Raw genomic sequence first — 26547 nt, 5'->3', positions numbered from 1 at the left:
ATTCAGTTACGTCCGAAGTTTCAAATGCTCCAGTATTAGGATTTATAGAATTTGTAGTTTCACCTGTTTTTTTGCTGATGTCAAAATTCCCGCTACCATAGCAATTCCTCCTAATACATAAGCTAAGGTTCTATTCTTTTTAGCATTATGGTACTTTTTTAAATAAAGAATACTTTTAGGGTTGGTTTGTAAATCAACACTTAAATTTTCATAGTTAGCAATTTTTAAAGGATTAAATCCAGAATTGTAGTAATAATTTTGAGTAGTGCTAGTTCCTCCAAATCCTATTCCTCCTGTATTGTTAATTGGTGCACTATTATTATAGGTGCTAGTTAGTGTATAATAATTAATTTTACCTTGAATTGTTCTAAGAGCAAAACTTGATCCACTTCCTTTAGTACTTCCAAAAAAGTTTACTCCGGATTTGTAAAACTTAACATCTTCACTATTAATTGTTAAACTATCCAATTTAAAATAATTCTTTTTAAACATAGGTGTTCGATATTCTAGGTTCACTCCGTAGAGAATACTCCCATCAGTTTTATAAATAAAATTTTTACTTTCGTCTATTTCTTGAGCTTTAGCATTTATCACAAAAGTTAATACAGCGATTAATAATTGAATTGTTTTTTTTAACATTTTTTTACTTATTGAAATTTTAGGATTTAAATTTAATTCTGATTAAAGTGAGATTAATTTAAACGTAGTCGATTAGCTATTTTCAATTTACGTTTCTCAATGAACTGAAGTTATTTCTAGGGCGATATTTTGCAATTAATGGGTTGAAAATTTCTTTTAATATCAAATTTCGTCAAATATACTATTTAGTTTGCGATTAGCATTTACTTATCCTAATTATGATAAAGCTTGTTTTTAGGTGTTGATTACCTATAAATACAATGACATACTTTGATGCCGTCAAAGTAAGTCTTTATAACATTGAAGAGCTTCATTTTGAAGTTCTTGTTGTAAGTGAATTATTTTTTAAGTTAATGAAGATGTGTTTTATTAGAGATATTTTGATTGTATCTTTTTTTTATTTTTTTCATTCCTCTTTCGCCAGATATTGGCTTTTTTTTCAATGTATTCTTCATTAGTTAATTTAAAACTCGTAAGTCGACTTAAGCATAAAGTATCTCTTTTTATTTTTTGTGATGAATGAAATACTTTTTATAAAGATTAAAATTTATTCCTTTTTTGTCACAAACTTTTCACCCAAACTAGAGTCTATTTCGCCATTGTTTTTCTTAAATAATAAATATAAATTGTCTTTTTCATTTTCCTGAGAAGAGATTTTGATGAAAGAAAATAGAAGAAGTACACCGATTAAAAATTTAATGGCATGTATTGGTGTCATTTTTTATAAAATTAGTTCTTGTCTTTGTAATATTATCCCTTTCAGGTTGTGTTAAATTGTTTCATGCAACAGTATCTTCAAGACCAAGCCAAGCAAAAGTTTCCTATTGGGCTTGAGTATTCTGATTGTTGTCATATTCACTTAAGGCGGAAACAATTGTAGTGATATAATATTGTACCATTTGCTGATCCCCCGAATCAGGTTTCCAACTTTCCACATAATAATCATAAATATTCGGAAAAATTATTTCTTAAACTATTAAGATATCCTACTTGTGGTTGTTGCGTGATAGTATCTGGGTCTAAATCACCCCTTTGAGCTGAAGATAAGATTTTTCTAAAAATTTCTTTATGAATCATCTCATTAGCAATGGAAACTACACTACCTAAAACAGAAATATTAACTAATTGATCATTAATAAAATGAATTTCTGTTACATAATTTACAGGAGGTAACGGAATTCCATAATTTCCATCAGGTAAAGTATTATTTATTGTAAACTTTAAATGACTAATAGGGAACTCTCCATCGAACTGTTTAAGCATATTTTTGAAACCTGAGCTAGCTTCTGTAAATTTATCGTAAATACATTTTGCTTTTCCTTCCAATTGATTAATAATTTGCTCATCAAAATTAATAACTGTAATGGACGGTTTTTTCAAGAAAACAAAAGGTAGTAACTTGAAATCACTCTATAAAGTGTTAATTAATATTTTATCGTTGTTTGGGTATCAATTATACATTCATTCAAGTCTTTTTAATAAGGATTTGAATACTAAAAGCCATAATAAACGACCATAAAACATAAGGGCTGAAAAGACTGTTATAGTCATAATCATAAATTCCTTGAGCTTTTAAAAAAAACACAACAGCTATTATTACCAAGGTAACTATTGAAAAAAACATGATATAATTATTAACCTTATTATTCCCAATGTCAAATAAATATTTCAATAAATAATACAATATAATAGGAGAAATTATAAAAGGACATAAAATAATAAAAATATAAGCTCCAATTTCTTCTCCCAATAGAGGTTTAAAAAACCCTAATAGAAGAAAAAATCCTAAATAGCCTGCAAAAAATGACATGTAGGAAGCGATTACACAAAGTAAAATCCCCAAAAGAACTGGATGTCTATTATGTTTTACATTGAAAAGTCCTATTGTAACACCAAAAATTAATGGATAATATTCTAAATTTACTTTAGTAGTAAAAATGAATATAATGCAAACAAAAGCTGGGTATATTAATTTTAAAAAGGCTAATTGAGATTTCATATATCTTTTGTAAAGTCAACTATTTTATTACTCGTACTTCCGTTAAATCTTGCATAAGTAAAGTATTTTTACCTTAGTTCTTTGTCTTTAGTAGCTGATATAGTTACAGATTTTCCAGGTTTCCTTTATATTTAATTATTCTTTCTTATATAACATTGTAACTTCTTTTTGATAAATTATCAATTGTAAAGAAAGAGCCATAACGAATTGCCATGACATAAATAAATACAAATTAGTTAAAAATAATCCTGTCATTCCTAATATGCTCAAAACAATAATAGCCACCCATTTTATTACGTTGCTATACCTAGTTGTTTTTATATCAAATAATAGTTTATATGCATAAAACATTAATAGAGGAGATACTATTGATTTTGGTATTATATGAAGTTGTTTTAAATAAGTATTGGAAATTGAATTTACAAAGGCTTCATCTTTGATTATAAAAATAATTTTTCCGACTCCCATAGATAAAATTAAAACTAAAAAAGAAAAAATAATAGAGTATAATAAACTCGACGTAAAACTTTTTTCTTGTTTTGTTTTTATTAAATAAGATTATTAATACCGCAAATGTTATTATATCTTGAAAATCTATATATACTTTAGAAAAATAGATTAAGATTAAACATAGCATAGGTAATAGGCCTATTTTAATTATTAATTTATAACTCATAATCAATCACATTTAATTTGATCTATAGTTTCATTACTTGTTTAAATTAAAGTAACAGATAAGCACAAGTACTATCATTTGTACTTATCTATTTTTTGTTATAGGTTGTATTAATGTTTTAGATTATCTTATAGTTCCTTCGTTTCTAAATTTTACTTCATAGATAACCATCTGTTCAGAATTGATTTTTTCAATGATATACGTGTTAAAAATACTATTATTATACTGAGAGGACTGCCTGTATAGTACTCCATATTTCTTTTTTAACTTTTTTTCATTCCTCTTTCGCCACATATTGGCTTTTTTTTCAATGTCTTCTTCATTAGTTAATTTAAAACTCGTAAGTCGACTTAAGCATAAAGTGTCTCTTTTTAATTTTTTGTGATGAATGAAATACTTTTCATAAAGATTAAAATTTATTCCTTTTTTGTTTGCAAACTTTTTACCCAAACTAGAGTCTGCTTCCCCATTGTTTTTCTTAAATAATAAATATAAATTATCTTTTTTAATTTCCTGAGAAGAGACTTTGTTGACATAAAATAGAAAAATCAAACTGATTAAAAATTTAATTGCATGCATTGGTGTCATTTTTTAAAAATTAGTTCTTGTCTGTGTAATATTATCCCTTTCAGGTTGCGTTAAATTATTCCATGCAACAGTACCTTCAAGACCAAGCCAAGCAATAGCTTCATATTGGGCTTGCGTATGCTGATTGTTGTCATATTCTCTTAGGGCGGAAACAATTGTAGCGTTATAATAATTCATTCTTTGTAAAGTGAACTATTTTAGTATTCATACTTTCGTTAAAAGTTATACAATTAAAGGATTTTTACTTGATTTCTATATCAGTTCTTTTGTTGGCAATAGTATACTTTTATATCTTACCGACCATTTCCTCTTCCAGATAATTGTCCATTGGATAAATATATTCTTCTTTCTTTGGTGACTTTAATCCCATTTTTATAACCATTAACAAAAACAGTAACCATTCCACTATTTGTAGGGCTTAACAATACAGAACTATAATTAGAATTATTTACTTGAGACCTTTTTAATGAACCATTTGGATAATCAATACCCCAAATCCAATTATCAATACCTTCATTGCTTATTACCCAAAATTTATGGTACAAGTAGCCTCCAATAAATGCGTAATCAATATCAACTTCTATATTTGATAAGACAGGTACCGGAGAACAATCTGTTACTGATAAAACTACAGGGTTTAGAGAGGTAGCACCACCATTATAACTAACTCCAGAAACTTGGTAAAGTTCAACATTATTTGAGTTTATTAAACCTATTATGTCTACGTTTGCTTTTGTTTGAGTAATTCCAGACATAGAAGGCCAACTATCTTTTACAATCCATTCAGAATCATTTGTCCAGCCTATAATTGTAAATGCATGATATGAAAAAGGAGTATTAGGGGTGCTGTAATTTCTAAATTTCTTTGCATTAACCAAACCATTTACTTTAAGTATTACTGGACCTTCGTTTAAAATTTTAAGTTTTAAATCATCATTAGAATTGATGTTGGAAATTTGATTTACATCATTTACAGTCATAGAATTACTTACTACACTTTGACATGTTACGGGGTTATTTGGGTCTATCACAAAAGAGTTATTGACCTCAATCATATTAAAAGAGTAATTTTTTTGACCATTTGTATCATTAATACAATTTCTTACATCATTTACAAAGTGACAATTAAATTCATCATTACATTGTGGAGGAAAGGTATTGAAATTAGAATTGAGAACATTTTTGGTAGGAATCTTAAAACCGTTTTCTAATACAGATTCAAAATTATTTATTCCCCAAACTTTATAATCAATATACGCTTCTGAAAGCTGCAGAGTAGGATTATTAATACTGTTTTCTATAGCATACTTAGTCTCAATCGCTGCATTAAAAGCAAATGCTAAACATGGTCCTTGGTAAGGCTGGTTTTTAATGGAGGTAATAAAATTTTTATTCCCGTTTGTTGTTGGTGCGTTTTCCCAAGAAAAATTACAAGGAATATTTTGTCCAAACAACTGGGTTGTAAATGCTATTAATAATAAAAATGTTATTCTTTTCATGATTTTGTATCTTAAATTAACTCTATGTCTAAATATTATTGCCAACTATTGAATATGTGCAATTTCGCATATTCAACTTTTAATTAGAATTGATTTATGTTCTACTATAATTTTAAAAGCAAATAAAGTAACTATATTTAGAAGTAGTAACCAATACCTATTAGTACTAGTTTTTACCTCAGGGTTAACCCTTATACGCCTTAGTAATTACCCTTAGTTTGTTCCATGTTTCGTAATTTTATAATCTGCTCGCTAATCTTTTGTTGTACTACTTTCCCATAGCTGTCTTGTGTAACTTTCATACTTGCATGACCCAATAACTCACTAACAATCTCCATAGGGACATCATTATATAGCAGCACTGTGCTTGCAAATGTTTTCCTGGCTATATGTGTAGTTAGCTTCTTTTCTATTCCGAGAATGGCTCCTATTTCCTTCAAATATGAGTTGTATTTTTGGTTGCTTATTTTAGGGAATACGATACCTGTTTTAGGCTTGTACTTTTCTAATATAGACTCTGCTTGTGGCAATAAAGGGATAGAGAAGTTTCTTGTTGTTTTTTCTCTCTTCATAGTAATCCAAAGCATGTTGTCAAAACCTTTTTGGATATGTTTACTTTCCAATCTTGAAAGTTCATTATATGCCAAACCTGTATAACAACAGAAAATAAATAGGTCTTTTACAAGTTGCAGTCTTGGTTGTACAAATTGTTTCTTTTTAAATAACTCAAGTTCTTCAGGGGATAAAAATATAATTGCAGACTTGGTTGCTTTTGCCTTAAACAGTATAAAGGGATCTTTGTTAATATAGCCTTCAGAAATGGCCTCTTTTACAGGTCTTCTAAGGCGTTGAATTATTTTGTTAATAGTTGCTTGACCAAGATTTCTTTCTGTCTTTAAATAGTACTCAAAATCATGTAAAAATTGAAGTGTAAGCTTGTTTAATGCAACATCTTTATGGTTGTGTTTAAATGCTATGAAATCCTCTAAAAATGCTTTTACATATTCAAATTTCTTGAAGGTTGTTATTTTAATATCTATCCCAATAAGTTTTCTAATCTTAGTTAAATACTTGGAATAATAATTAAGAATTGTTTCTTCTTTTACTCTCTCTTTTCCAAAGTATAAATTACAAATATCTACTAGGTCAAATTCTATATTTTGTACTTGTAGTTTAAGATAGGTGTTTTTAATATTTTGGGTAATTAAAGATAATTGCGCATTAATGTACTCACTGTTTTTATCTTTTGCTAGCACATATTGTAATTTTGCAACCCAATGTTTTGGGTTTACAAATTGTCCTGTTGAAAATTCCTTACGTTTCTTTTCGTATGTTATTCTAAAATTAATTGGACATAAGCCTCTTTTGTTTTGTTTGCTAGTTTTAATTACAAACAATATTGAAAGTTTTTTACTTTTCATTACCAATTGGTTTTAAGTTAAACAATTGGCAAACAATTCGGATGCTTATAAAACGGGTCCCTCGAAAATAAAAGTGGGTCCCGCAATGGGTCCCTTTTTACTCCAAAATAAGACAAATCTAAGCTTATAGTTAAAACATCTAGCTATTACACTAAACCTAGTGTTTATAGGTGCTAAACAAAAAAGCCTCACTAAAAGTGAAGCTTTCAAGGTGGTCCCACATGGGCTCGAACCATGGACCCCCTGATTATGAGTCAGGTGCTCTAACCAACTGAGCTATAGGACCGGTTAATTTCGGGTTGCAAAGATATAAACTTTTTTAAAATACCAAACAATTTTTATACTTTTCTATTCATTAAATTGTTTCCAAAGGCCTGTAAACCCTGCTTGGCTTCCTTAGAAATAGCAAGGTGCTCTAGGTGTTCAAATGCCTTATTGGTGTAGTATTCAATTCGTTCTGAGATATGTTTAGGGATTGCATTATCTTTAAAAATAGCCGTGACTGTTTTTACTTTTTCTGCATTATTTACAGCACTGTCATTGTAAAGTGTTAAAAGGCGCTCGCGATCTTCAGCAGAAGCAACTTCCAAGGCCTTTAAGTAAAGATAGGTTTTTTTATTTTCTATGATATCTCCTCCTACTTGTTTTCCGAAGGTTTCTTGGTTACCAAAGGTGTCTAAATAATCGTCTTGTAACTGAAAAGCGATACCTAAGTGCAAGCCATAATTGTACAAAAGACTAGCTTGCTCCTCCGAGGCATTGGCTACTATGGCACCCATTTTAAGAGCCGCACCAACCAATACGGACGTTTTAAGACCAATCATGTTGATGTATTCTTCAATAGATACATCATTTCGCGTTTCAAAATCTACATCTAGTTGTTGCCCGTCGCAAACTTCTAGGGCAGTTTTACTAAATAATTGGGCTAGCTTTTGAAAGGTAACCGGTTCGTAATTTTCAAAATATTGGTAGGCCAAAATTAGCATCGCATCTCCGGATAATATTCCAGTGTTGATGTCCCATTTTTCATGTACAGTTTTCTTTCCTCGTCGTATAGGAGCATCGTCCATAATATCATCGTGTACTAAGGTGAAATTGTGAAAAACTTCAACCGACAATGCTGCCGGAAGTGCCTTTTCATAGGTCCCAGAAAAAATATCACATGCAATTAAGGTAAGTAACGGACGTATTCTTTTCCCACCAAGTTGCATGATGTACGAAATAGGGTCGTAAAGATTTTGTGGTTCTCTGGTGAAATTTTGCTTTTCTAGGTATGCTAAAAAGTCTGATTGATATTTTAATAAGTCCAAATTTCAAATTTTTTGTAAAAATAGGTAAAGAAAAAAAGAGTGCATAGTATAATGTTAAAAAATCATTAAAACTTTGGAAACTTTTTTTGTTTCTTGGGTTTCCTGCCGTACATTTGCCACCAATTATGCGAGAAAAAATAGTAGACAAAGCAGAAGAAATGTTTTTAAGGCTCGGCTTTAAAAGCATTACTATGGACGATATTGCTAAAGAGCTCGGAGTTTCTAAAAAAACTATTTACAAATACTTTTCTAATAAAGCCGCTTTAGTAAAAACTGCAACGACAAGACTACAAGAGGAAATAGACGATACTATACGAGAAATTAAAAGTAAAAATTACAATGCTATCAAAGAAGAGTTTATTGTAAAAGCTACTTTTAAAGAGATGTTTAAAAATGCCAAGACCTCTCCGATGTATCAATTAAAAAAATACTATCCAGAAATTTATACGACCTTAAAAAATAAAGAGTTGTGTCTCTTTAAAGATTGCAATACCGACAATTTAGAAAAAGGTATTGCGCAAGGCTTATATCGCAAAGATTTACACATTGACTTGGTTAGTAATTTCTATTTTTCCTTGATTTTTGGCGTGTTTGAAAGTGATTTATACAGTCATGAAATGCAAGAGGTAATGAAAGTAGAATACGAAGTATTAGAATATCATATACGAGCTATTGCAACCGAGAAAGGAATAGAAGAGTTAGAACGACAATTACAAACCATAAACCAATTTAAGTAACTATGAAAAAATACATATACCTCGTATTTGTATGCTTTTTTACAGGGCTAATGCTCGCTCAGGAAAAGGAAATGCCGATATCATTAAATAGTGCTATTGCATACGCGATTGAAAACAATTACGACAATAAAATTGCGGAAAAGAATATCGAGGCTGCAAAGAAACAAAAATGGGAAACTACTACCATTGGGTTACCACAGATCGATGGTAAAGTAGATTACCAAAATTGGTTAAAACAACAAATAACGCTTTTACCGGCCGAAATTACAGGAGGCGATCCTGGTACCTTTATTCCAGTTCGGTTTGGAACACAGCAAACCATGAATGCTAGTGTTACTTTAACCCAGCTTATTTTTGATGGGTCGTATATCGTTGGGTTGCAATCGGCTAAAACTTATTTGAAAATTTCAGAGCAGGCTAGAGAGAAAACTGCATTAGCTACAAGAGAAGCAGTCATAAATGCGTATGGTAATGTTTTAATTACCGAGGAATCTATTAAAATCTTACAAAGCAACAGAGATATCTTGCAAAAGAACCTTTTTGAAACACAAAAGATTTACGAGAACGGTTTAACCGAATTAGAGGATGTAGAGCAGTTGCAAATTACACTGGGAACGGTAGAGAATAATTTGAACAATGCGATTCGTATGAAAGAGATTGCCTACCAAATGTTAAACGTCGCTCTGGGAAATACCATAGAACGCAAACTAATTTTAACAGACTCATTAGATAGTTTGGTGCTTGCCAATACAGATTTGAGTTTGCTTACCAAAGTATTTGATGTTGAAAACCACATCGATTATCGCATCGCTGAAAATGATAAGGAAAGTAAGCGATTACTGATGAAGTTAGAACAAAGTATGGCCTTACCTAGTCTTTCTGCTTTTGTAAACTATGGGGCCAATTCGAATGCCGATAATTTTAATTTTTTCAATACGGATCAAAAATGGTACGACTATTCTTTACTGGGTTTTAGTTTGAACATCCCTTTATTCAGTAGTTTGGGTAGAACTGCGAAAACAGCAAGAGCAAGAATTGAATTAGAGAATGCTGAAATTAAACAGCAAGAAATAGAACAACGATTGTTGTTAGGGGCAGAGGCTGCCAAAAGTGAATACCAACTCAGTATTGAAAATTACGATACCGCTAAAAAGAATCTGAGTTTAGCAGAGCGAATCGAAAAGAAACAGCAAATAAAATTCTTCGAAGGGATATCTTCAAGTTTCGATTTGCTGCAAGCACAGAATCAATTGTATTCACAACAAAATAATTACATGCAATCGATGTTAGACGTCGTTGCAAAGAAAGCCAAATTAGAGAACGCATTAAACATACCAATCAAATAATCAACGAATGAGAAAGATTACATCATTACTACTTATATGTACCATTTTAGCCTCTTGCGGAGGTAAAGAACAGTCTTTAGAGGCAGTCATTAGCTCCAAAGATTTGAAAGTAATACGTGCAAAGAAAGAAGAATTAGATAAAGAACAACAAGCAATTGTAGCGCAGATAAAACAATTAAATGAAGAAATTTCTCGTTTAGACACGAATAAAAAAGTACCATTAGTTTCTGCTATAGAGGTGTCTAACCGTTTGTTCGTGCATAGCCTAGATTTACAAGGAAATGTACAAACAAAGAAAAACGTGCTAGTGTATCCTGAGATGCCTGGTCAGTTAGTTTCTATATACGTTAAAGAAGGGCAGCGAGTAAAAAAGGGGCAAGCCTTGGCAAAAATTGATGATGGAGGATTAAACCAACAGGTAGCGCAGGCAGAAACCCAAGCGAGTTTAGCAAAAACAACCTACGATCGTCAAAAGAGACTTTGGGATCAGAAAATAGGTTCTGAGATTCAGTATTTACAAACTAAAACTAATTATGAATCGATGATGCGTACGGTGAACCAACTTAAAGATCAGCTGGGCAAGAGCATTATAAAAGCGCCTTTTTCAGGAATCGTAGACGATGTTATCAAAGAACAAGGAACTGTTGTTGCGCCTGGGCCAGGGTCTGAGGTGTTCCGTGTGGTGAATTTAAAGGATATGTATATCGAAACGGACGTTCCAGAAAGTTATATCACTTCTATCGTAAAAGGGAAAGAGGTTGCTGTTGATTTTCCCATCTTAGGAAAAAATGTCACTTCTACGGTACGCCAAGCGGGTAATTTCATTAACCCTGCAAACCGAACATTTAAAGTAGAAGTTGGTGTTCCTAACGAAGACCGTTCGATAAAACCAAACTTAACTGCGAAGTTGCGCATTAACGATTATACAAACTTGGAAGCAATTTTAATACCGCAAGGGGTAATTTCAGAGAATGCAAATGGGGAGCAATATGTATATGTAGTAGATAGTCTTAAGGATAAATTTGGTGTTGCTAAACAGGTAATTATTACCACCGGAAAAACCCAAGGCGACGTTATAGAAGTATTGGCAGGATTAAAAGCCGGTGATCAAGTTATTTCGGAGGGTGCAAGAACGGTAAAAAATAAGCAAGAAGTAAAAGTGTTAGAAATTGTACAACAAGAAAAATTAAAAACAGATGACTGAGAAGCAAAAAAACAAGTTGATAAAGAGTTTGGTTTGTCTTCTTGGGCCATCGGAAATAAAACAACGATTTATGTTCTAATGTTTTTGATTTTGGTTTTAGGGATTTCTGCTTTTGTTAGTATGCCAAGAGAAAACTTCCCTGAAGTTGTAGAGACAAAAATTTATATAAGTTCTATTTATCCGGGAAATACCGCCGAAGATGTAGAAAAGTTGCTTACCGATCCCTTAGAAGATAATTTAAAGACCGTGAGTAACGTGGTGGATTTAACTTCCACCTCACAAGAAGATTACTCTATGATTATTGTAGAGTTTGACGAGAGTATTTCTGTTGCAGAAGCCAAACAAAAGGTAAAAGATGAGGTAGACCAGCTAACCTCCGGAGAAGATTGGCCAACCTTTAATGGTGCCAAGGTTGAGCCAAATGTTTTTGAGCTTAGTATTTCTGAAGAAATGCCAATTTTAAACATCAATATTTCTGGAGATTACCCGGTAGATAAATTAAAAGAATTCGGCGAGTATCTAGAGGATGAAATCGAGAATCTTACCGAAATAAAACAAGTAGATATTCGAGGCGCAGAGGAGAAAGAGGTTGAAATAGCAGTAGATATTTATAAAATGATGGCTGCTAAAGTTAGTTTCCAAGATATTATCAATGCTGTAAATGGTGGTAATTTGACTATGTCGGCAGGTAACTTGATTGCAAGTGGTCAGCGAAGAACGATTCGTATCATTGGCGAAATCGATCAGCCGCAAGAATTGCAAAATTTCGTTGTAAAATCGGAAAGAGGAAACTCCATATATTTAAAAGATTTAGCAGTCGTAACTTTTAAGGATAAAGATAAAACTACCTATGCCAGAGAATTTGGTGCGCCAGTAGTGATGTTGGATGTTAAAAAGCGCTCGGGTAAAAATATGGTAGAGGCAGCAGAAAAGGTACAAAAAATTGTTGAAGATGCTATCGCTAATGAATTCCCTACGAATCTAAAGGTAACCATAGCCAATGATCAATCTTCCAAAACCATCGGTCAAGTAGATGATTTGGTTAACAACATCATTTTTGGGGTTATTTTGGTGGTTTTGTACTGATGTTTTTTCTTGGTTTTAAAAATGCCTTATTTGTTGGTTTTGCAATTCCGATGTCGATGTTTATGTCGCTCATGATATTGAATTGGTTGGGGTATACCATGAATACCATGATTCTTTTTGGGCTTATCATGGGGCTTGGAATGCTAGTAGATAATGGAATTGTAGTTGTAGAAAACGTGTATCGTTTAATGGATGAGGGGATGCCGAGAATCGAAGCGGCAAAAAAGGGTATTGGTGAGATTGCTTTTCCTATTATCATTTCTACCTTAACTACTGTTGCTGCTTTTGTGCCTCTCGGAATGTGGCCTGGAACTATGGGACAGTTTATGAAATATTTCCCAATTACGTTATCTGCTGTTTTAGGTTCGTCTTTATTTGTAGCTATTTTCTTCAATTCGGTTATGGTGTCACAGCTCATGAGTACAGAAGACAAGAACATGCCTTTGAAACGAATCATTACCATTTCTTCTATTGTTGGAGGAATTGGTCTATTAATTACCATATTTGGTGGTGAATTTAGAGCCTTAGGAACTATTATGGTATTTACAGCGATTATGTTGTGGGTATATCGTTTTGCTTTGAGGCCATGGGCAAATGCATTTCAAAATAAAGTTTTACCGAGATGGGAACGCTTTTACGAAAATTTATTGCACGCTGTACTAAAAGGATATCGACCAATTATTTTAACCGTTGTAACGGTAGTGTTACTGTTTGTTGCTTTTGGAGGCTTTGGAGCCTCTGTTGCAAGTCAGCGAACAAAGGTGGAGTTTTTTCCAGATAATACCCCGAATCAAATTATTGTATACATAGAATATCCACAGGGAACAGACATTGAGCGAACTAATCTCATTATGAAAGATTTAGAAGAGCGTGTCTATGCGGTTTTAAATGCCCCAGAATATGTAGATAAAGGCTATAATTTTTTGGTGGAGAGTGCTGTTTCTCAAGTAGGTTCCGGATCGGGAAACCCACAAACCGACGGTGGTTCTTCTGCTGAAATGCCGCATAGAGGGAAGATAACGGCATCCATGCGTGAGTATAAATTTCGTAGAGGAGCGGATAGTAAGGAGTTGCAGAAAAAAGTTACCGAAGTTTTAAAAGGGGTATATCCAGGGCTTGCTATTTCCGTAGAAAAAGAAGCGGTTGGTCCACCAGCAGGATATCCAATTAATATCGAACTGCAAGGTGATGACTACGCCGAACTTATTAATACGGCAGAGAGAATGCGTGATTTTTTAAATACGAAAAGTATCTCTGGTATCGATGAGTTAAAAATTGATGTGAACAAGTCTAAGCCTGTGATGCAGGTAAATGTAGATCGAGAAAAAGCTGGAGAGCTAGGTGTTGGAGCAGCGCAAGTAGGGCAGCAATTGCGTAATTCGCTTTTTGGTGCCAAAGCCGGGGTATACAAAGAAGATGGAGAAGATTACGATATCTATGTTCGTTTTAATAAAGGCGATAGGTATGACAAAAGTGCTTTGTTTAATCAAAAGATTACATTTCGAGATCCATCCAACGGACAGGTAAAAACCATACCGGTATCTACGGTAGCCAAACAAGTGAATACCTCTGGATTTAGTGCTATAAAACACGATCAAGCAAAAAGGGTGGTTACGGTATATTCTGCATTAGCACCTGGCTATACTGATGCTGGAGCTATCGTTGCAGTGATACAAAATGAAATGCTCTCTTTTCAAGATATGCCACATGGTGTAGAAGTTGATTATACTGGGCAAATTGAAGAGCAAAATAAACAAATGAATTTTTTATTGGGTGCATTTGTAGTTGGTTTAGGTTTGATCTTTTTTATTCTTATAATTCAGTTCAATTCTGTAACGAAACCAGCCATTATAATGCTGGCAATATTTTTAAGTTTGATCGGGGTATTTGGGGTCTAATTATAACTGCACAACCTTTTGTTATCATGATGACGATGATGGGTATCATTTCTTTGGCAGGAATTGTTGTTAATAATGGTGTAGTTTTATTAGATTATACACAATTGCTAATCGATAGAAAAAAAGTTGAGCAGCACATAGATGAAAAAGATTATGTAGATACCAATACTTTAAAGGAAGCTATAATCAGAGGTGGAAGAGCGCGTTTAAGGCCTGTACTACTTACCGCTATAACTACTATTTTAGGGCTTATACCTCTAGCCACTGGTTTTAACATTAATTTTTATACTTTATTTAGCGAGTTTAACCCAAACATATATGTTGGGGGAGATAATGTTATTTTTTGGGGGCCATTGGCATGGACGGTGATATATGGTTTATTTATAGCAACTTTCCTAACCTTAGTAGTGGTTCCAATATTATTTTATTTGGTTACCAAATTGCGAATGTGGTTCCATAAAATAGCGTAACTTAGTACAAATATATAAGTACAAAGCCAGTAGTGTAACTACTGGCTTTGTACGTTATAGGGTTTGGTTTGATAATTCTGTCATTATATTTCCCGTGTTGCCTATCTTTGTTTTTGAAAGTAAAAAGATAGCAGTACATCCCAAAATGCATAAAAGGAAAGTTTACACTGTAGAGGAGATCAAACAAAAATTAGAACGATATTGTATATATCAAGATCGTTGTCATAAAGATGTAGAACAGAAAATGTTTGCATACGGGCTTATTCCTGAGGCAAGAGAACACATTCTACTGCACCTTCTAGAGAATAATTTTTTGAATGAAGAACGTTTTGCTAAAAGTTTTGCTAGAGGTAAGTTTCGCATAAAGAAGTGGGGAAGGGAGCGAATATCTCGGGAACTAAAACTACGTGATATATCTGCTTATAATCTCAAAATAGCACTTAAAGAAATTGAGGAGGAAGAGTATCTGTGCACCTTACAAGCATTGTATGAAAAGAGAAATGAATCGCTATCGGAAGAAAATGAATTTAAAAGGAATAAGAAGTTATTTGATTACTTAAAATATCGTGGGTATGAGACGAATCTCATTGTAGCTGTGATAAATCAAGATTCTAAATAAAAAAAACTCCCTGCAAAGCAGAGAGTTTTTGATTTTAAATTTCAACGTAAAATTATTTTAAAACTAATTTCTTTGTTGCAGATTTTCCTTTAGATTTCATATTTAGTAAATAAATACCACTAGTGTATTTGGTCATATCTATGCTAAATGATGCAGTGTCTATGTCTTTTCTACTAAGTATCTTTTTACCTGTAATATCGTAGATTGTAAGATCCATTGGTTCTCCGTCTGGTTGCCATTGAATATTGAAAATGCTTTCTGAAGGGTTAGGTGAAACGGAAATACCATTTAATAATTCCAAGTCATTATTGGATAAAACTCCTTCGATAACTAAGTCGTCAATTACAACTCCTTCTTCGTTAGTATTTGCATCAGCAACAAAAACAAATCTAAACATTATTTCAGTCTGATTACTTAATGCTGATAAGTCATAGCTGTAATCGTGAATTGTTGCGTTAGTATCTCCTAACGGATTCTCATCTTCTCCTTCCCCTGTCCACTGCTTACCAGGTAAAACAGGTTGTCCTTGTGGAGATAGAGTTGCTGAGCTATTATACCAATTTGCATCGTTTGCAGTTCCTAGTATTGTCCAAGTATTACCTCTGTCTGTAGAGTAATCTACATACATATGATCCCAATTTTCTTCTATATCAAAGCCCATTTTAAATCGAAGTACAGGGTTAGATACATCTGTTAGATTGTAATAGTTAGTATATAAATAGCCATTGGTAGCATCTGGATGATTTCCAATAAGTTTTGTAGCATAGGCATTATTTCCTGTTGGTGTTTTTAATAATGCTTTGTTAACAGAACCTAATTCCCACATATCATTCCTAGTTAATAATAGGTCTTCAGAATTTTCAAAAGAGTTAATTTCAGTTGGATTTGAGCTGGTTTTATTTACATAAAAATTAACTTTTCCGCTATTATTAGATGCATAAGCGTCATTTTGAGTTGAAGTACTAACATTTAAATCGTGAACTCCAACATTTAGATTACCAGAAGGAATCTCAATTTCAATTTCTTGGTCTGTTGCAAGACTTCCTGTCCAAGATTCTGTTTGTACATCCCCACCATCGTAATTATATTCAATTGTAACTTGGGTAATAGTTTCTATACCTTGATTTTTTACTTTTACTTTAGGACTAATTTCTCCATTTATTAAAATAGAATTACTATCTGGATTCACTATTGATAGTAATCGTATATCTTTTTCTGGTTTTTGATATGGAATATCGGTCGAAAAAACTCCTCTTCCATAAGTTCCGGCATATAGTTTTCCATCTTCCTCATTTATGTCCATATCTGCAACCTGAGTGTTAGGTAAGTTGTTGTCAAATGTTATCCATTCTCCATTTAAGTCATCGTTAGTGTAATATACTCCAAGATTTGTACCTAGATAAACAGTATTATTACCACTTCTTGCATGATGTTTTATTACTACCTTTCCTTCGCTAGGCAGATTCCCAGTTATATTTTCAAATGTTGGTGAACTACTTTTAATATCTGTTGTTTTGAAAACAGCATTATTAGTTACAATCCAAACAACGTCAGATTCGGTATTACTTATTTCAATGGAACGTATAGTGCCATTTGAAAAAGGAACAGTGGAAAATGTTGCTCCTTTGTTTGTACTTATTGATAATCTGTTTCCACTTGAAACTAGAATAAAATCGTCATCATTTTTATCTATTTCAATGTGGTCTAAAAGACCTCCTATAACATTTGTATTTGAGACTCTTACCCAATTATTATTTTGTAACCTGTATAATTGACTATATCCCGAATATAATTCACCAGAAGAATTCATTGTTAACGGAGTAATCCATCTTCCATTTCCTTCACGTGAAGGACGGTTAATTCTAATTGGGCGTGTTAAACCGCCGTCTTGAGTTATATTTAAACTTCCTCCGTACTGTGTAAATCCGTAGTAAATATTTGGATTGTTAACATCAACAACTCCTTCCATTCCGTCACCACCATGATAGTTGTACCAGTTTGATTCTGAAAGCCCATATCCACCATTATCTTGAGCTCCTGCAGCTAATGCATCTAGTTTATTCTGAGAAACTGAAATACGATAAAATTGATGTATTGATAGGTTTTTTGATAAATCGGTGAAATTAGTTCCTTCATCCTCTGAAACGAATATACCGCCATCTGTACCCGCAAAAAATCTACCATCGATAAATCTTAAAAAATGGATATCTGCATGCGTGTAATCTGCAGTATTCGGATCATACCATTGGTTTAATTCAGAAAAATTATTTCCGCCATCGGTAGACTTCCAAATATCGAGAACACCTACATAAATAATGTCGGCATCATCAGAAGATACAGTTATAGCTAAATCATACCATGCTTGGGAACTGTTGAATATATCATCTCTTTCTGAAGTTCTTGTGAAACTTTCTCCACTATCAGTAGATTTGTAAATTCCATTAAACCTACTATTTACACCCGCACTTACTATATAAATATATTCTTCATTTGCTAAAGTTACATCCATTGTCATTCTGGTTGAATTACCTAAACCAGTAATACTTTTTTCAGTAAAGGAATTTCCTCCATTTGTTGATTTATAAAACTTTGTATCAGAAAGTGCATACCATACCGAAGGATCATTTGGTTTCATTTTTATGTCAACGATATTGGCAGCTAATTTTCTCGACCATGTATCTCCTCCGTCATTTGTTTTAAAAACACCAGCACTTGTAGCTACTATAACTGTTTCCGTAGCATCCGGATTGATATAAATTTCATTCATCGAATTAGGGTTTCCTATCATTGCCCCTGTTCTTTCCCATGAATTTCCTCCATCTTCTGATTTCCATACTCCAACTGAAAATGAATCATTTGCATCGTCATCTCCTGTAGCGATATAAATAATGTCTGAGTTGGTTGGATGAACAGCTATTCCGGATACACCAATTTGAGGAAGGTAGTCTGTAAGTGGTTTCCAGTTAAGTCCTCCGTCAATAGACTTCCATATACCTCCTGCTGGAGACCCTATGTAAATTGTATTAGAATCACTTGGGTCAACGGCAATTGCATTTATTCTTCCACCACCAGTTTGTTTGAAATTGATAGCATTGTGTGTGTTAGAGTTTTGATATGGTCCTAATGGTTTCCAATCACTAGTATTTTCATTTCTTTGCCCTAAGTTTTGTTTTGCTGTCCACGCCTTCCATAAATCTTCGGCTGTTGATAAAGTTCCATCCTCATTTTGGTAGTATGACCAATGATTTTCCCATCTTTTGAAGGGCTTGAATCCGCTACCTTTTGCTTCTCGATTAATATTTTCAAAATATTTTTCAGCGTTTGTTGTGTAATCTTTTAACGTTGTTTTGTTCTTTTTAGAAGAGTTTGAATCGTTTGTGTTTAAGGCCCAAGGCAAATTACTTTGAATTTGAGCAACTAAAGAGACAGACAACATTAAGAGGAAAAGGGTAATTGTTTTTTTCATCCTAAATTAGTTATAAGGTTTTAAATTGTTTAGTTTTGTATTTATTATAATTGGATTTAACTAAATAAAAACAGACTTAAATAGTTATACCCTACAAATTTAACGCATTTTTTTAAATACACTGTCAATTTTAACAGTGTTGTTGATATTTTGTTTGTCAAAAATGGCATTTATTTTTAAATTCACATTACTAAAAGTTTTAAAAATAGTTGTCATCTGCTGTTTTGTAGTATATGCTGATTTTGCATTTAAATCAGTTAAATCGACTAGTTTTAAAACTTCGTTTTGAAACACATTAATACGCGCTCTAAAGGCAGGAGTTTTCAGCGGTCCTTCTGGTATGCTGTCTTTTGCGTTTTTGGTAAGCGATTTTAGTTCTAAAGCATTGTCCAATGCCTCTTTTGGAGTGCTTTCTTTCCATTGATCTAAAAAATCTTTAAGGGTAAAATATTCTTCCCATGCTTCGATTTCTTTTAGATAGGAGGGTAAGATTTTTTTGTAAGTGTAAGTAGCTGAAGTCGTCATTGCATCCTTTTCTATGGGCAATAATTGTTTTTTTTGGGCATCGTTTTTACAATTGCTAAACAGTAAAATTACAAAAACAAAACAGCAGTATTTCCGCAGTATTTTAGGTATTGTTGTCATATCGGTAAAATTAGTAATTTACTACGGAAGCGCAAACTCTATCGCAATTTGTTAAAATATAAAAAACCGTATTTTATTTTTATCAATTATTTAATTTTATACTTTTGTATGCTTTTATTTTTGAATTATTGGTAATGAGTAATAGAATATTGATCCTTGGAGCTTGTGGTCAAATTGGAATTGAATTAACCGCTAGATTACGAAATATGCATGGAGCAGATAATGTAGTGGCCTCCGATATCAGAGAAGGTAGCCCTGCAATGATGCAAGCTGGTCCTTTTGAGATAATAGACGCAACATCGAAAGCACAAATTTTAGATGTATTAAAAAAGTATGATATAAAGATAGTTTACCTTATGGCGGCAATGCTATCGGCAACAGCAGAGAAGTATCCGCAGAAAGGATGGGATTTAAATATGGTTTCTTTGTTGGGGGTTTTAGATTTAGCTAAAGACAAGCACTTCGATACCCTGTTTTGGCCTAGCTCTATGGCTGTCTTTGGAAGCACTTCTCCAAAAATGAATACACCACAGCAAACAATTATGGAGCCGACCACCGTGTATGGAATAAGTAAAGTTGCTGGTGAAAATTGGTGTAATTATTTTCATTCGAGATATGGTGTAGATGTTAGAAGTATTCGATATCCTGGTATAATTAGTTGGAAAACGCTACCTGGAGGTGGCACCACAGATTATGCGGTTGATATTTATTTTGAGGCCTTGAAAGGAAATGTATTTGATTGTTTCTTAAGTGAAAATACACGTCTACCGATGATGTACATGGATGATGCCATAAATGCAACAATACAAATTATGGAAGCAGCGTCTTCTCAAATAAAAATCCGAACCTCTTACAATCTTTCTGCCATGAGTTTTACCCCACATGAAATTGCAATGGAGATTCGGAAGTATATTCCCGATTTTTCGATTTCATACAAACCAGATTATCGTCAACAAATCGCAGATTCATGGCCCACCATAATTGACGACTCGGCTGCGAGGAAAGATTGGAACTGGAAACATCATTTTGACCTTGCTAAAATGACGGAAGACATCATAGCCAATCTTAAGAAGAATACGCATTTATTGGTGTAAGGATATTTCTAAAAATAAGACTTTATAGTTGTTGAAGAAATATAAAAATCTTTTTTATGGTGACCAATATTAAGCAAATTATACAAACTAGTCTCACAAGTGCTATTAGTTATGAAGCTTATAAAAGTTTAATTCATAGTTTGTTACAGCAAAAAAAATCTACAGGAGAAGATACTGGGGAAGATTTGTATAATTATTCGGTATTGAACCAAAAAAGAATGCTCCGTTTAGATAAAACACTACAATTGGCGCCCGAAACGTTAGCTTTTTTAAAAGGTTCGATACCAATGCAAACTTGGTTGGTTTTGTCAGAAGGTTGGTGTGGTGATGCTGCACAAAACATACCAGTGCTTAACAAGTTTGCGGAAGAGAATTCCGATATAGATTTAAAAATAGTTCTCCGAGATCAACATCCGAAACTAATGCAAGAGTTTCTTACTAACGGATCCAAGTCTATTCCAAAACTAATCGCTTTGGATGCAGATTTAAATGTACTTGGAACTTGGGGTCCAAGACCCTCTTTTGCTACACAAATGGTTCAGGAATACAAAAGTAAAAATGGGCAATTAGATGCAGATTTTAAAAAAGATTTACAGATTTGGTATAATAAAGACAAAGGAAAAAATACCGAGAAAGACTTAATCGCATTACTTTCGCAATAATTCTTTGTATTTCTGCCTGCAGATTTTTGTTTTGGTATCTTTGCGTCAAAATAGATTAAGGTGTATATAGATAGCGACTTATTAGCGGATACTGCAAAAGTTTGGGTATATCCAAGTAACAGAAAGTTTTATCCCGAAGAAATAGCTGGGCTCAAAGAAAAAATTCATGACTTTATTGAAAATTGGAAAGTTGCAAATGCTAATTTTAAAGCCTCTTTTAAATTGGTTTATGATAGATTTATAGTTCTTTACGCTGCAGATAATATCGCGTTATCCAGTGCAGATATGGATGCCCAGGTTTCTTTTATTCTAGCTTTGCAAGCGGAATATCAAATAGAACTATTAGACAGGATGAATGTTTGTTTTAAGCAGGGAGCGTATGTGCAATACAAAGACATTAAAACCTTTAAAAAAATGCTTAAAAGTAAGGCAGTATCACCGAAAACCATTGTTTTTGACAATTTAATTCAAACGAAAGAAGAACTGGATCAGTTTTGGGAGATACCAATAACGGAAAGTTGGTATAATCGATTTTTGTAAGTACAGTTTTTTGCTAATTAAGACTCTAAAGCATTAATAAAACTCTCGATAGACACCGCGTTTTTTACTTCGTAATCTCCAATTTTAGTTCGTCTTAGTTCGGATAGGTGTGCCCCGGTTTCCAAAGCCTTTCCAAAATCGTTAGCAAGAGCTCTTATATATGTTCCTTTGCTACATTTAACTCTGAATGCAACTTTTGGGAAAGTGATCTTGGTTATTTCAAAGGAGCTAATGGTAACCTCTCTCGCATCGATTTTTGCAGTTTTACCCGCGCGTGCTAATTCGTATAGTCTTTTCCCATCTTTCTTGATGGCAGAGAATATTGGTGGTTTTTGCTGAATTTTACCGACAAATCTAACCGTAGCGTCATGAATCATTTTTTCTGTGATGTGATCGGTAGGAAATGTCTCGTTAATTTCGGTTTCTAAGTCATAACTTGGTGTAGTTGCTCCAAGTGTGATCTCACCAGTGTATTCTTTTTCTTGTCCTTGGTAATGTTCAATGTTTTTGGTTTCTTTTCCGGTACAAATAATTAAAAGACCGGTAGCCAAAGGGTCTAATGTTCCAGCGTGACCAACCTTAATTTTTTTAATATCGAATCTTTTGCGAATGTGCCAACGCAGTTTGTTAACTACTTGGAAAGAAGTCCATTCTAAAGGTTTGTCTAATAATAGAACCTCGCCGTTTTTAAAGTTTTCTGCTGTCATTTAAGAGAATATAGAGTATCCAATGGCGATTAGTCCAACGATAGCACAATAGAGAGAGAAATAAGAGAGTTTACTCTTCTTTACTAAGGCTATCATCCACTGACAAGCAACTAAACCAGAGATAAAGGCTGCAAAAAAACCAGCAGACAAAGGGATTAGTTCCGCACTTTGGAAATTCAAATCACCGCCTAATATGTCTTTAGCTACTTTACCAAGTATTAATGGTACTACCATTAAAAATGAAAATCTTGCGGCTTTGGTTCTATCTACACCTAATAAGACTGAGGTTGAAATTGTAGCTCCCGATCGTGATATTCCTGGTAACATTGCAATGGCTTGGGCGATACCTATGGTAGCAGCATTGGTAAAAGACACATTGTTGTTCGTGTTTTTTGCTTTGTCTGCAAGCAAGAGTAAAACTGCAGTTACCAATAGCATGCATCCAACCAATAAAATTTTTCCACCAAAAAAACTTTCTAATTCTTCTTCAAATACTAATCCAATAATAACTGCTGGAAGCATGGAAATAATTATTTTTAAAGAAAACTTACTTTCTTCATTCCACGAAAATTGAAATAATCCTTTAAAGATTTCTCCAATTTCTTTCCTGAAAATAACAATGGTACTTAGTGCTGTTGCCGCATGTAAGACTACCGTAAAAGTTAAGCTTTCCTTTGGGATTGAAGTGTCTCCAAATATAGCTTTCGCCAATTCGAGGTGACCGCTTGATGAAACAGGTAAAAATTCTGTTAACCCTTGTATTATGCCAAGGATTATTGCTTCTAATACGTCCATTCTTATTTTTTTGGGTTGGCTAAAATAGCATAAATTTCAATACCAAAACCAAGAATCACCAACGTTGGGGCAAGGCGAATTCTACGCCAACTGTAAATTTCTGGATTGAATATATTGGGGTCATCACTTCCGCCACCGGCCATCAAAATAAATCCTAGAGCGATAACAGCAAGACCAATTAACATGATGGTATAATTACGTTTTCCGAAAAGGAATTCTTGCTTTGGGTTATTTTTATTTTTCATTGTATTGCTGTTGTTATAAATCGGCGGTTTTATCGTTGAAAAAGATGTAAAACCTAATAGTATAAATCGTTAGTTTTTAGGTTTAAAAATCGTTGGGTTGCAAAGAATGTACTGATCCATGGAATAAAAAAGGCAAGTAGCAATACCCCTATGGCAACATATCCTAACGATACGTAGTCTTGTATTAATTTAAGTGTTGGAATATATTTATCTAGATAATATACAATTGCAAATATAGCCAGAAGTGCTATAACTCCTCCAAGCAGCCCAAGTTTTATACTTTGCCAAATGAATGGTTTTCGTATAAAACTTTTTGTAGCACCAACCATTTGCATCGTTTTGATATTAAATCGTTTGGAGTATATGGATAGTCGTATAGAACTGTTAATTAAGATAATGGCAATTAGCCCAAAAAAACTACTCAAAACAAGTAGCCAAAAACTTATTCTTTGGATATTTTTTGTGAGTAACTCAACTAAAGATTTATCGTAATGTACTTCCGATACGTATCCGTTTTTCAGGTATTTATCTTCTAGTATTTTCATTTTTTCAGGCATCACAAAATCAGCGTTTAAATACATGTCAATACCATCTTTTAATGGGTTGTCACCCAAGAACTTTAAAAAGTCTTCGCCAAGGTCTTGTTGGTAGTTTTTTGCGGCTTGTTCTTTTGAAATGAAAACTGTTTTTTGGTATGTACTTCTTTATCAATGGCCTTCTTAAAATTAGCTATTTGTTTATCGGATAAGTTGTCTTTTAAAAATAAAGTCATTACAACTTTTTCCTTAAAATGATTTGCTACTCTTGTAGATTTGAGTACAACTAAGCCTAAAATACCAATCATGAATAGTACTAAAGCAATACTAACAACCACCGATATATACGAAGATTGGAGTCGTCTTTTCTGGAAAGAATCGAAAGATTTACTCATGTTTATGCTGGTTTTAAGACATGGCAAGATAAAAAAACTTACAAGACATCAAGGTACCTAGTAGGCTTTTTGTAGAGTTTATTATAGGCTTTAGTTTCCTTCCGTTTTTAGTGCAATAAGAGACCTATTGAATTTCCTGACACAATTCAATCAAAACGCCGTTTGTTGATTTTGGATGGAGAAACGCTACAAGTTTATTGTCTGCTCCTTTTTTAGGTGTTTTGTTGAGAACGGTAAACCCTTCTTTTTGGAGTCTTGCTATTTCACTAACAATATCCTCAACAGCAAAAGCAATATGATGAATGCCCTCTCCTTTTTTCTCGATGAATTTGGCAATCGGACTATTTTTATCGGTGGCTTCTAAGAGTTCGATTTTGTTTGGGCCAGATTTAAAAAAAGAAGTTTTTACTCCCTCCGATGGTACTTCCTCTATTTTATAATGTGCCTCTCCAAGCAGCGAGCGGAATAGTTCGTTAGATTTTTCAAGATTTTTTACCGCAATCCCTAAATGTTCTATTTTGGTTAAATTCATGGTATAAAAGTAAATAAATGCAAAGTATAAACACGAATTTTTCGTTTCATTTTTTCTAAGAACTATCACTTGCAGCATATTCACCCATGTCTTTTGTTAATATTTCTATATTACAGTTCCAAAATGAAACAAATTACATTCATAGATTATGGGTGAAAGGTATTGCTGACAAAAGTTTATATTCATAAACCAATTATAAAATTAGTTTAAGAATAAAATAGTATATTTAAATAAACTTTAAAATGTATGTGTAACCTATTATTATGCATACTTAATTAGAAAAAGAAAACTAACCTAACCTATAATATGGAACATTCAGTTGTTATTGTAGACAACCATGTGTTGTTGTCGCAAGCAATAGAGGCAATGATTAATAGCTTTGAAAAATTCAAAGTATTGTACACGTGTAAAGACGTCGATGATTTAGCCAACAAATTTAAAATATCGGTTAAAAATATACCTGCTATTGTACTTATTGATGTAAATATGCCCTTAAAAGATGGTGTGCAGATTACGCAGTGGCTCGTAGAAAATTTTCCGAAAGTGCATGTTATGGCCATGTCTGCTGAGGACAATGACAATACGATACTGAAAATGTTAAAGGCAGGAGCTGTAGGTTATCTTCTCAAAAATGCAGAAAAGGACATTCTTCAGAGGGCATTACTGCAATTGGTTGAAAATGGTTTTTACCACAGTAAAGAGGTAACCGATTTACTGGTAAATTCCTTAACAGATACAGATTCTAATTCGCAAGTAACGTTCAAAAAAAATGAATTAAAATTCATGCGGTTTGCATGTTCAGAACTTACCTACAAAGAAATTGCTGAAAAGATGTTCTTAAGCCCCAAAACTATTGATGGCTATAGAGATAGTTTATTTACCAAATTAGAGGTTCGAAACCGTGTCGGGTTGGTAATGTATGCCATAAAAAATAAAATTTATATGCCCTAAAGTGTATTTGAGAAAAAAAATATTACCTAAATTTGCCACATGGAAGAAACGAATAGACAGCGGAAAATAGCGGGAGTTTTGCAGCAAGATTTAGTAGATGTTTTACAGAAAGCTGCACAAGATGGTATGCGTGGTGTTATAATATCCGTATCGAAAGTTTCCGTAACTCCCGATTTAGGGGTGGCAAAGGTTTTTCTAAGTATATTTCCTTCGGAGAAAAGAGATGAAATATTAGAGGGCATAAAGTCAAACAGCCCGTTGATACGTCATGAACTTGCCAAACGCACTAGAAATCAATTGCGAAGGATGCCAGAATTGTTATTCTTTGGAGATGACAGTCTAGATTATATCGAGGAAATAGATAGGTCACTCCGCGGAGAAGATGAAAATCCTATCACTAACCCTGATATTCTGCCAAAACGTAAAAAACGTTGAATACCGAGCTTTTGGTCTTGAAAAAAAAGTATACTTTTGAATACCTAAAATT

25 protein-coding genes, 1 tRNA gene and 2 pseudogenes are annotated in these 26547 nt (G+C 33.2%); 10 read left to right on the top strand and 18 right to left on the bottom strand.

The features are described from left to right. Window positions 1-42: 42 nt before the first annotated feature. The 11 genes from BSU00_RS05555 to BSU00_RS05515 all read right to left on the bottom strand — a co-directional run bounded on the left by BSU00_RS05555 (window position 43) and on the right by BSU00_RS05515 (window position 8132). Window positions 43-639, bottom strand: a complete 597-nt coding sequence (locus BSU00_RS05555; RefSeq protein WP_105003512.1) for a hypothetical protein — start codon at window positions 637-639, stop codon at window positions 43-45. A 547-nt stretch (window positions 640-1186) separates the two neighbouring features. Further along, on the bottom strand, window positions 1187-1357 hold the full coding sequence (locus tag BSU00_RS12890; RefSeq protein WP_158254397.1) for a hypothetical protein: 171 nt from the start codon (window positions 1355-1357) through the stop codon (window positions 1187-1189). 224 nt (window positions 1358-1581) lie between these two features. Beyond that, window positions 1582-2019, bottom strand: a complete 438-nt coding sequence (locus tag BSU00_RS05550) for a hypothetical protein (protein ID WP_105003511.1) — start codon at window positions 2017-2019, stop codon at window positions 1582-1584. 85 nt (window positions 2020-2104) lie between these two features. Beyond that, window positions 2105-2638, bottom strand: coding sequence for a hypothetical protein (locus BSU00_RS05545; RefSeq protein ID WP_105003510.1), 534 nt, complete (start codon window positions 2636-2638; stop codon window positions 2105-2107). 135 nt (window positions 2639-2773) lie between these two features. Further along, the gene (locus BSU00_RS05540) at window positions 2774-3106 is read right to left on the bottom strand and encodes a hypothetical protein (RefSeq protein ID WP_105003509.1); all 333 of its coding nucleotides are present in this window, start codon (window positions 3104-3106) and stop codon (window positions 2774-2776) included. A 331-nt stretch (window positions 3107-3437) separates the two neighbouring features. Continuing rightward, window positions 3438-3893, bottom strand: coding sequence for a hypothetical protein (locus BSU00_RS05535; protein WP_146104798.1), 456 nt, complete (start codon window positions 3891-3893; stop codon window positions 3438-3440). A gap of 12 nt (window positions 3894-3905) precedes the next feature. After that, on the bottom strand, window positions 3906-4079 hold the full coding sequence (locus BSU00_RS12885; RefSeq protein WP_158254396.1) for a hypothetical protein: 174 nt from the start codon (window positions 4077-4079) through the stop codon (window positions 3906-3908). 116 nt (window positions 4080-4195) lie between these two features. Beyond that, window positions 4196-5401: a C1 family peptidase gene (locus BSU00_RS05530; RefSeq protein WP_105003507.1), complete on the bottom strand. Its 1206-nt coding sequence runs from the start codon at window positions 5399-5401 to the stop codon at window positions 4196-4198. A gap of 200 nt (window positions 5402-5601) precedes the next feature. Continuing rightward, the gene (locus tag BSU00_RS05525; protein WP_105003506.1) at window positions 5602-6822 is read right to left on the bottom strand and encodes a site-specific integrase; all 1221 of its coding nucleotides are present in this window, start codon (window positions 6820-6822) and stop codon (window positions 5602-5604) included. 212 nt (window positions 6823-7034) lie between these two features. Next, window positions 7035-7108, bottom strand: a tRNA-Ile gene (locus tag BSU00_RS05520). A 52-nt stretch (window positions 7109-7160) separates the two neighbouring features. Next, complete coding sequence (locus BSU00_RS05515; RefSeq protein ID WP_199176764.1) at window positions 7161-8132, bottom strand: polyprenyl synthetase family protein; 972 nt, start codon at window positions 8130-8132, stop codon at window positions 7161-7163. A 125-nt stretch (window positions 8133-8257) separates the two neighbouring features. Here BSU00_RS05515 and BSU00_RS05510 point away from each other — a divergent pair, with 125 nt between their 5' ends. The 5 genes and pseudogenes from BSU00_RS05510 to BSU00_RS05490 all read left to right on the top strand — a co-directional run bounded on the left by BSU00_RS05510 (window position 8258) and on the right by BSU00_RS05490 (window position 15492). Beyond that, complete coding sequence (locus tag BSU00_RS05510) at window positions 8258-8869, top strand: TetR/AcrR family transcriptional regulator (RefSeq protein WP_105003910.1); 612 nt, start codon at window positions 8258-8260, stop codon at window positions 8867-8869. A gap of 2 nt (window positions 8870-8871) precedes the next feature. Then, window positions 8872-10215, top strand: a complete 1344-nt coding sequence (locus tag BSU00_RS05505; protein WP_105003505.1) for a TolC family protein — start codon at window positions 8872-8874, stop codon at window positions 10213-10215. A gap of 7 nt (window positions 10216-10222) precedes the next feature. Beyond that, window positions 10223-11419, top strand: coding sequence for an efflux RND transporter periplasmic adaptor subunit (locus BSU00_RS05500; RefSeq protein WP_105003504.1), 1197 nt, complete (start codon window positions 10223-10225; stop codon window positions 11417-11419). A gap of 78 nt (window positions 11420-11497) precedes the next feature. Beyond that, window positions 11498-14873: pseudogene (locus tag BSU00_RS05495) on the top strand (efflux RND transporter permease subunit). 145 nt (window positions 14874-15018) lie between these two features. Further along, complete coding sequence (locus BSU00_RS05490; protein ID WP_105003503.1) at window positions 15019-15492, top strand: regulatory protein RecX; 474 nt, start codon at window positions 15019-15021, stop codon at window positions 15490-15492. 52 nt (window positions 15493-15544) lie between these two features. On the opposite strand, the gene BSU00_RS05485 is transcribed toward BSU00_RS05490, so the two are convergent. Further along, window positions 15545-18958 (bottom strand): T9SS type A sorting domain-containing protein, encoded by a 3414-nt coding sequence (locus BSU00_RS05485; protein ID WP_105003502.1) that lies wholly within the window; start codon window positions 18956-18958, stop codon window positions 15545-15547. 99 nt (window positions 18959-19057) lie between these two features. Beyond that, window positions 19058-19603 carry a hypothetical protein gene (locus BSU00_RS05480; RefSeq protein ID WP_105003501.1) on the bottom strand — a complete coding sequence of 182 codons (546 nt, stop codon included), beginning with the start codon at window positions 19601-19603 and terminating at the stop codon, window positions 19058-19060. A 134-nt stretch (window positions 19604-19737) separates the two neighbouring features. On the opposite strand from BSU00_RS05480, the gene BSU00_RS05475 reads away from it, so the two are divergent. The 3 genes from BSU00_RS05475 to BSU00_RS05465 are packed head-to-tail and all read left to right on the top strand — an operon-like array spanning window position 19738 to window position 21899. Beyond that, window positions 19738-20697: an NAD-dependent epimerase/dehydratase family protein gene (locus BSU00_RS05475; RefSeq protein WP_105003500.1), complete on the top strand. Its 960-nt coding sequence runs from the start codon at window positions 19738-19740 to the stop codon at window positions 20695-20697. A 56-nt stretch (window positions 20698-20753) separates the two neighbouring features. After that, window positions 20754-21359, top strand: coding sequence for a thioredoxin family protein (locus BSU00_RS05470; RefSeq protein ID WP_199176763.1), 606 nt, complete (start codon window positions 20754-20756; stop codon window positions 21357-21359). 60 nt (window positions 21360-21419) lie between these two features. Then, window positions 21420-21899 (top strand): ABC transporter ATPase, encoded by a 480-nt coding sequence (locus tag BSU00_RS05465; protein ID WP_105003499.1) that lies wholly within the window; start codon window positions 21420-21422, stop codon window positions 21897-21899. Between the two features lie 17 nt (window positions 21900-21916). Here BSU00_RS05465 and truB read toward each other — a convergent pair whose 3' ends face one another. The 5 genes and pseudogenes from truB to mce all read right to left on the bottom strand — a co-directional run bounded on the left by truB (window position 21917) and on the right by mce (window position 25109). After that, the gene (gene truB / locus BSU00_RS05460) at window positions 21917-22606 is read right to left on the bottom strand and encodes a tRNA pseudouridine(55) synthase TruB (RefSeq protein ID WP_105003498.1); all 690 of its coding nucleotides are present in this window, start codon (window positions 22604-22606) and stop codon (window positions 21917-21919) included. Continuing rightward, on the bottom strand, window positions 22607-23401 hold the full coding sequence (locus BSU00_RS05455; RefSeq protein ID WP_105003497.1) for an undecaprenyl-diphosphate phosphatase: 795 nt from the start codon (window positions 23399-23401) through the stop codon (window positions 22607-22609). A 2-nt stretch (window positions 23402-23403) separates the two neighbouring features. After that, on the bottom strand, window positions 23404-23646 hold the full coding sequence (locus BSU00_RS05450; RefSeq protein WP_105003496.1) for a DUF3098 domain-containing protein: 243 nt from the start codon (window positions 23644-23646) through the stop codon (window positions 23404-23406). Window positions 23647-23699: 53 nt separating this feature from the next. Further along, window positions 23700-24577 (bottom strand): annotated as a pseudogene (locus BSU00_RS05445) (cell division protein FtsX). A 124-nt stretch (window positions 24578-24701) separates the two neighbouring features. Next, entirely contained in the window at window positions 24702-25109 is a 408-nt protein-coding gene (gene mce / locus BSU00_RS05440; RefSeq protein ID WP_105003495.1) for a methylmalonyl-CoA epimerase, read from the bottom strand. Window positions 25110-25415: 306 nt separating this feature from the next. On the opposite strand from mce, the gene BSU00_RS05435 reads away from it, so the two are divergent. Together BSU00_RS05435 and rbfA are read left to right on the top strand one after the other, a co-directional pair. Continuing rightward, entirely contained in the window at window positions 25416-26060 is a 645-nt protein-coding gene (locus BSU00_RS05435; RefSeq protein WP_105003494.1) for a response regulator transcription factor, read from the top strand. A 39-nt stretch (window positions 26061-26099) separates the two neighbouring features. Then, window positions 26100-26495 (top strand): 30S ribosome-binding factor RbfA, encoded by a 396-nt coding sequence (gene rbfA / locus BSU00_RS05430; RefSeq protein WP_105003493.1) that lies wholly within the window; start codon window positions 26100-26102, stop codon window positions 26493-26495. Window positions 26496-26547 lie beyond the last annotated feature (52 nt).

The sequence above is a fragment of the Tenacibaculum sp. SG-28 genome (assembly GCF_002954385.1).
Classification (GTDB): domain Bacteria; phylum Bacteroidota; class Bacteroidia; order Flavobacteriales; family Flavobacteriaceae; genus Polaribacter.
This window is presented reverse-complemented; position numbering and strand designations above follow the sequence as displayed.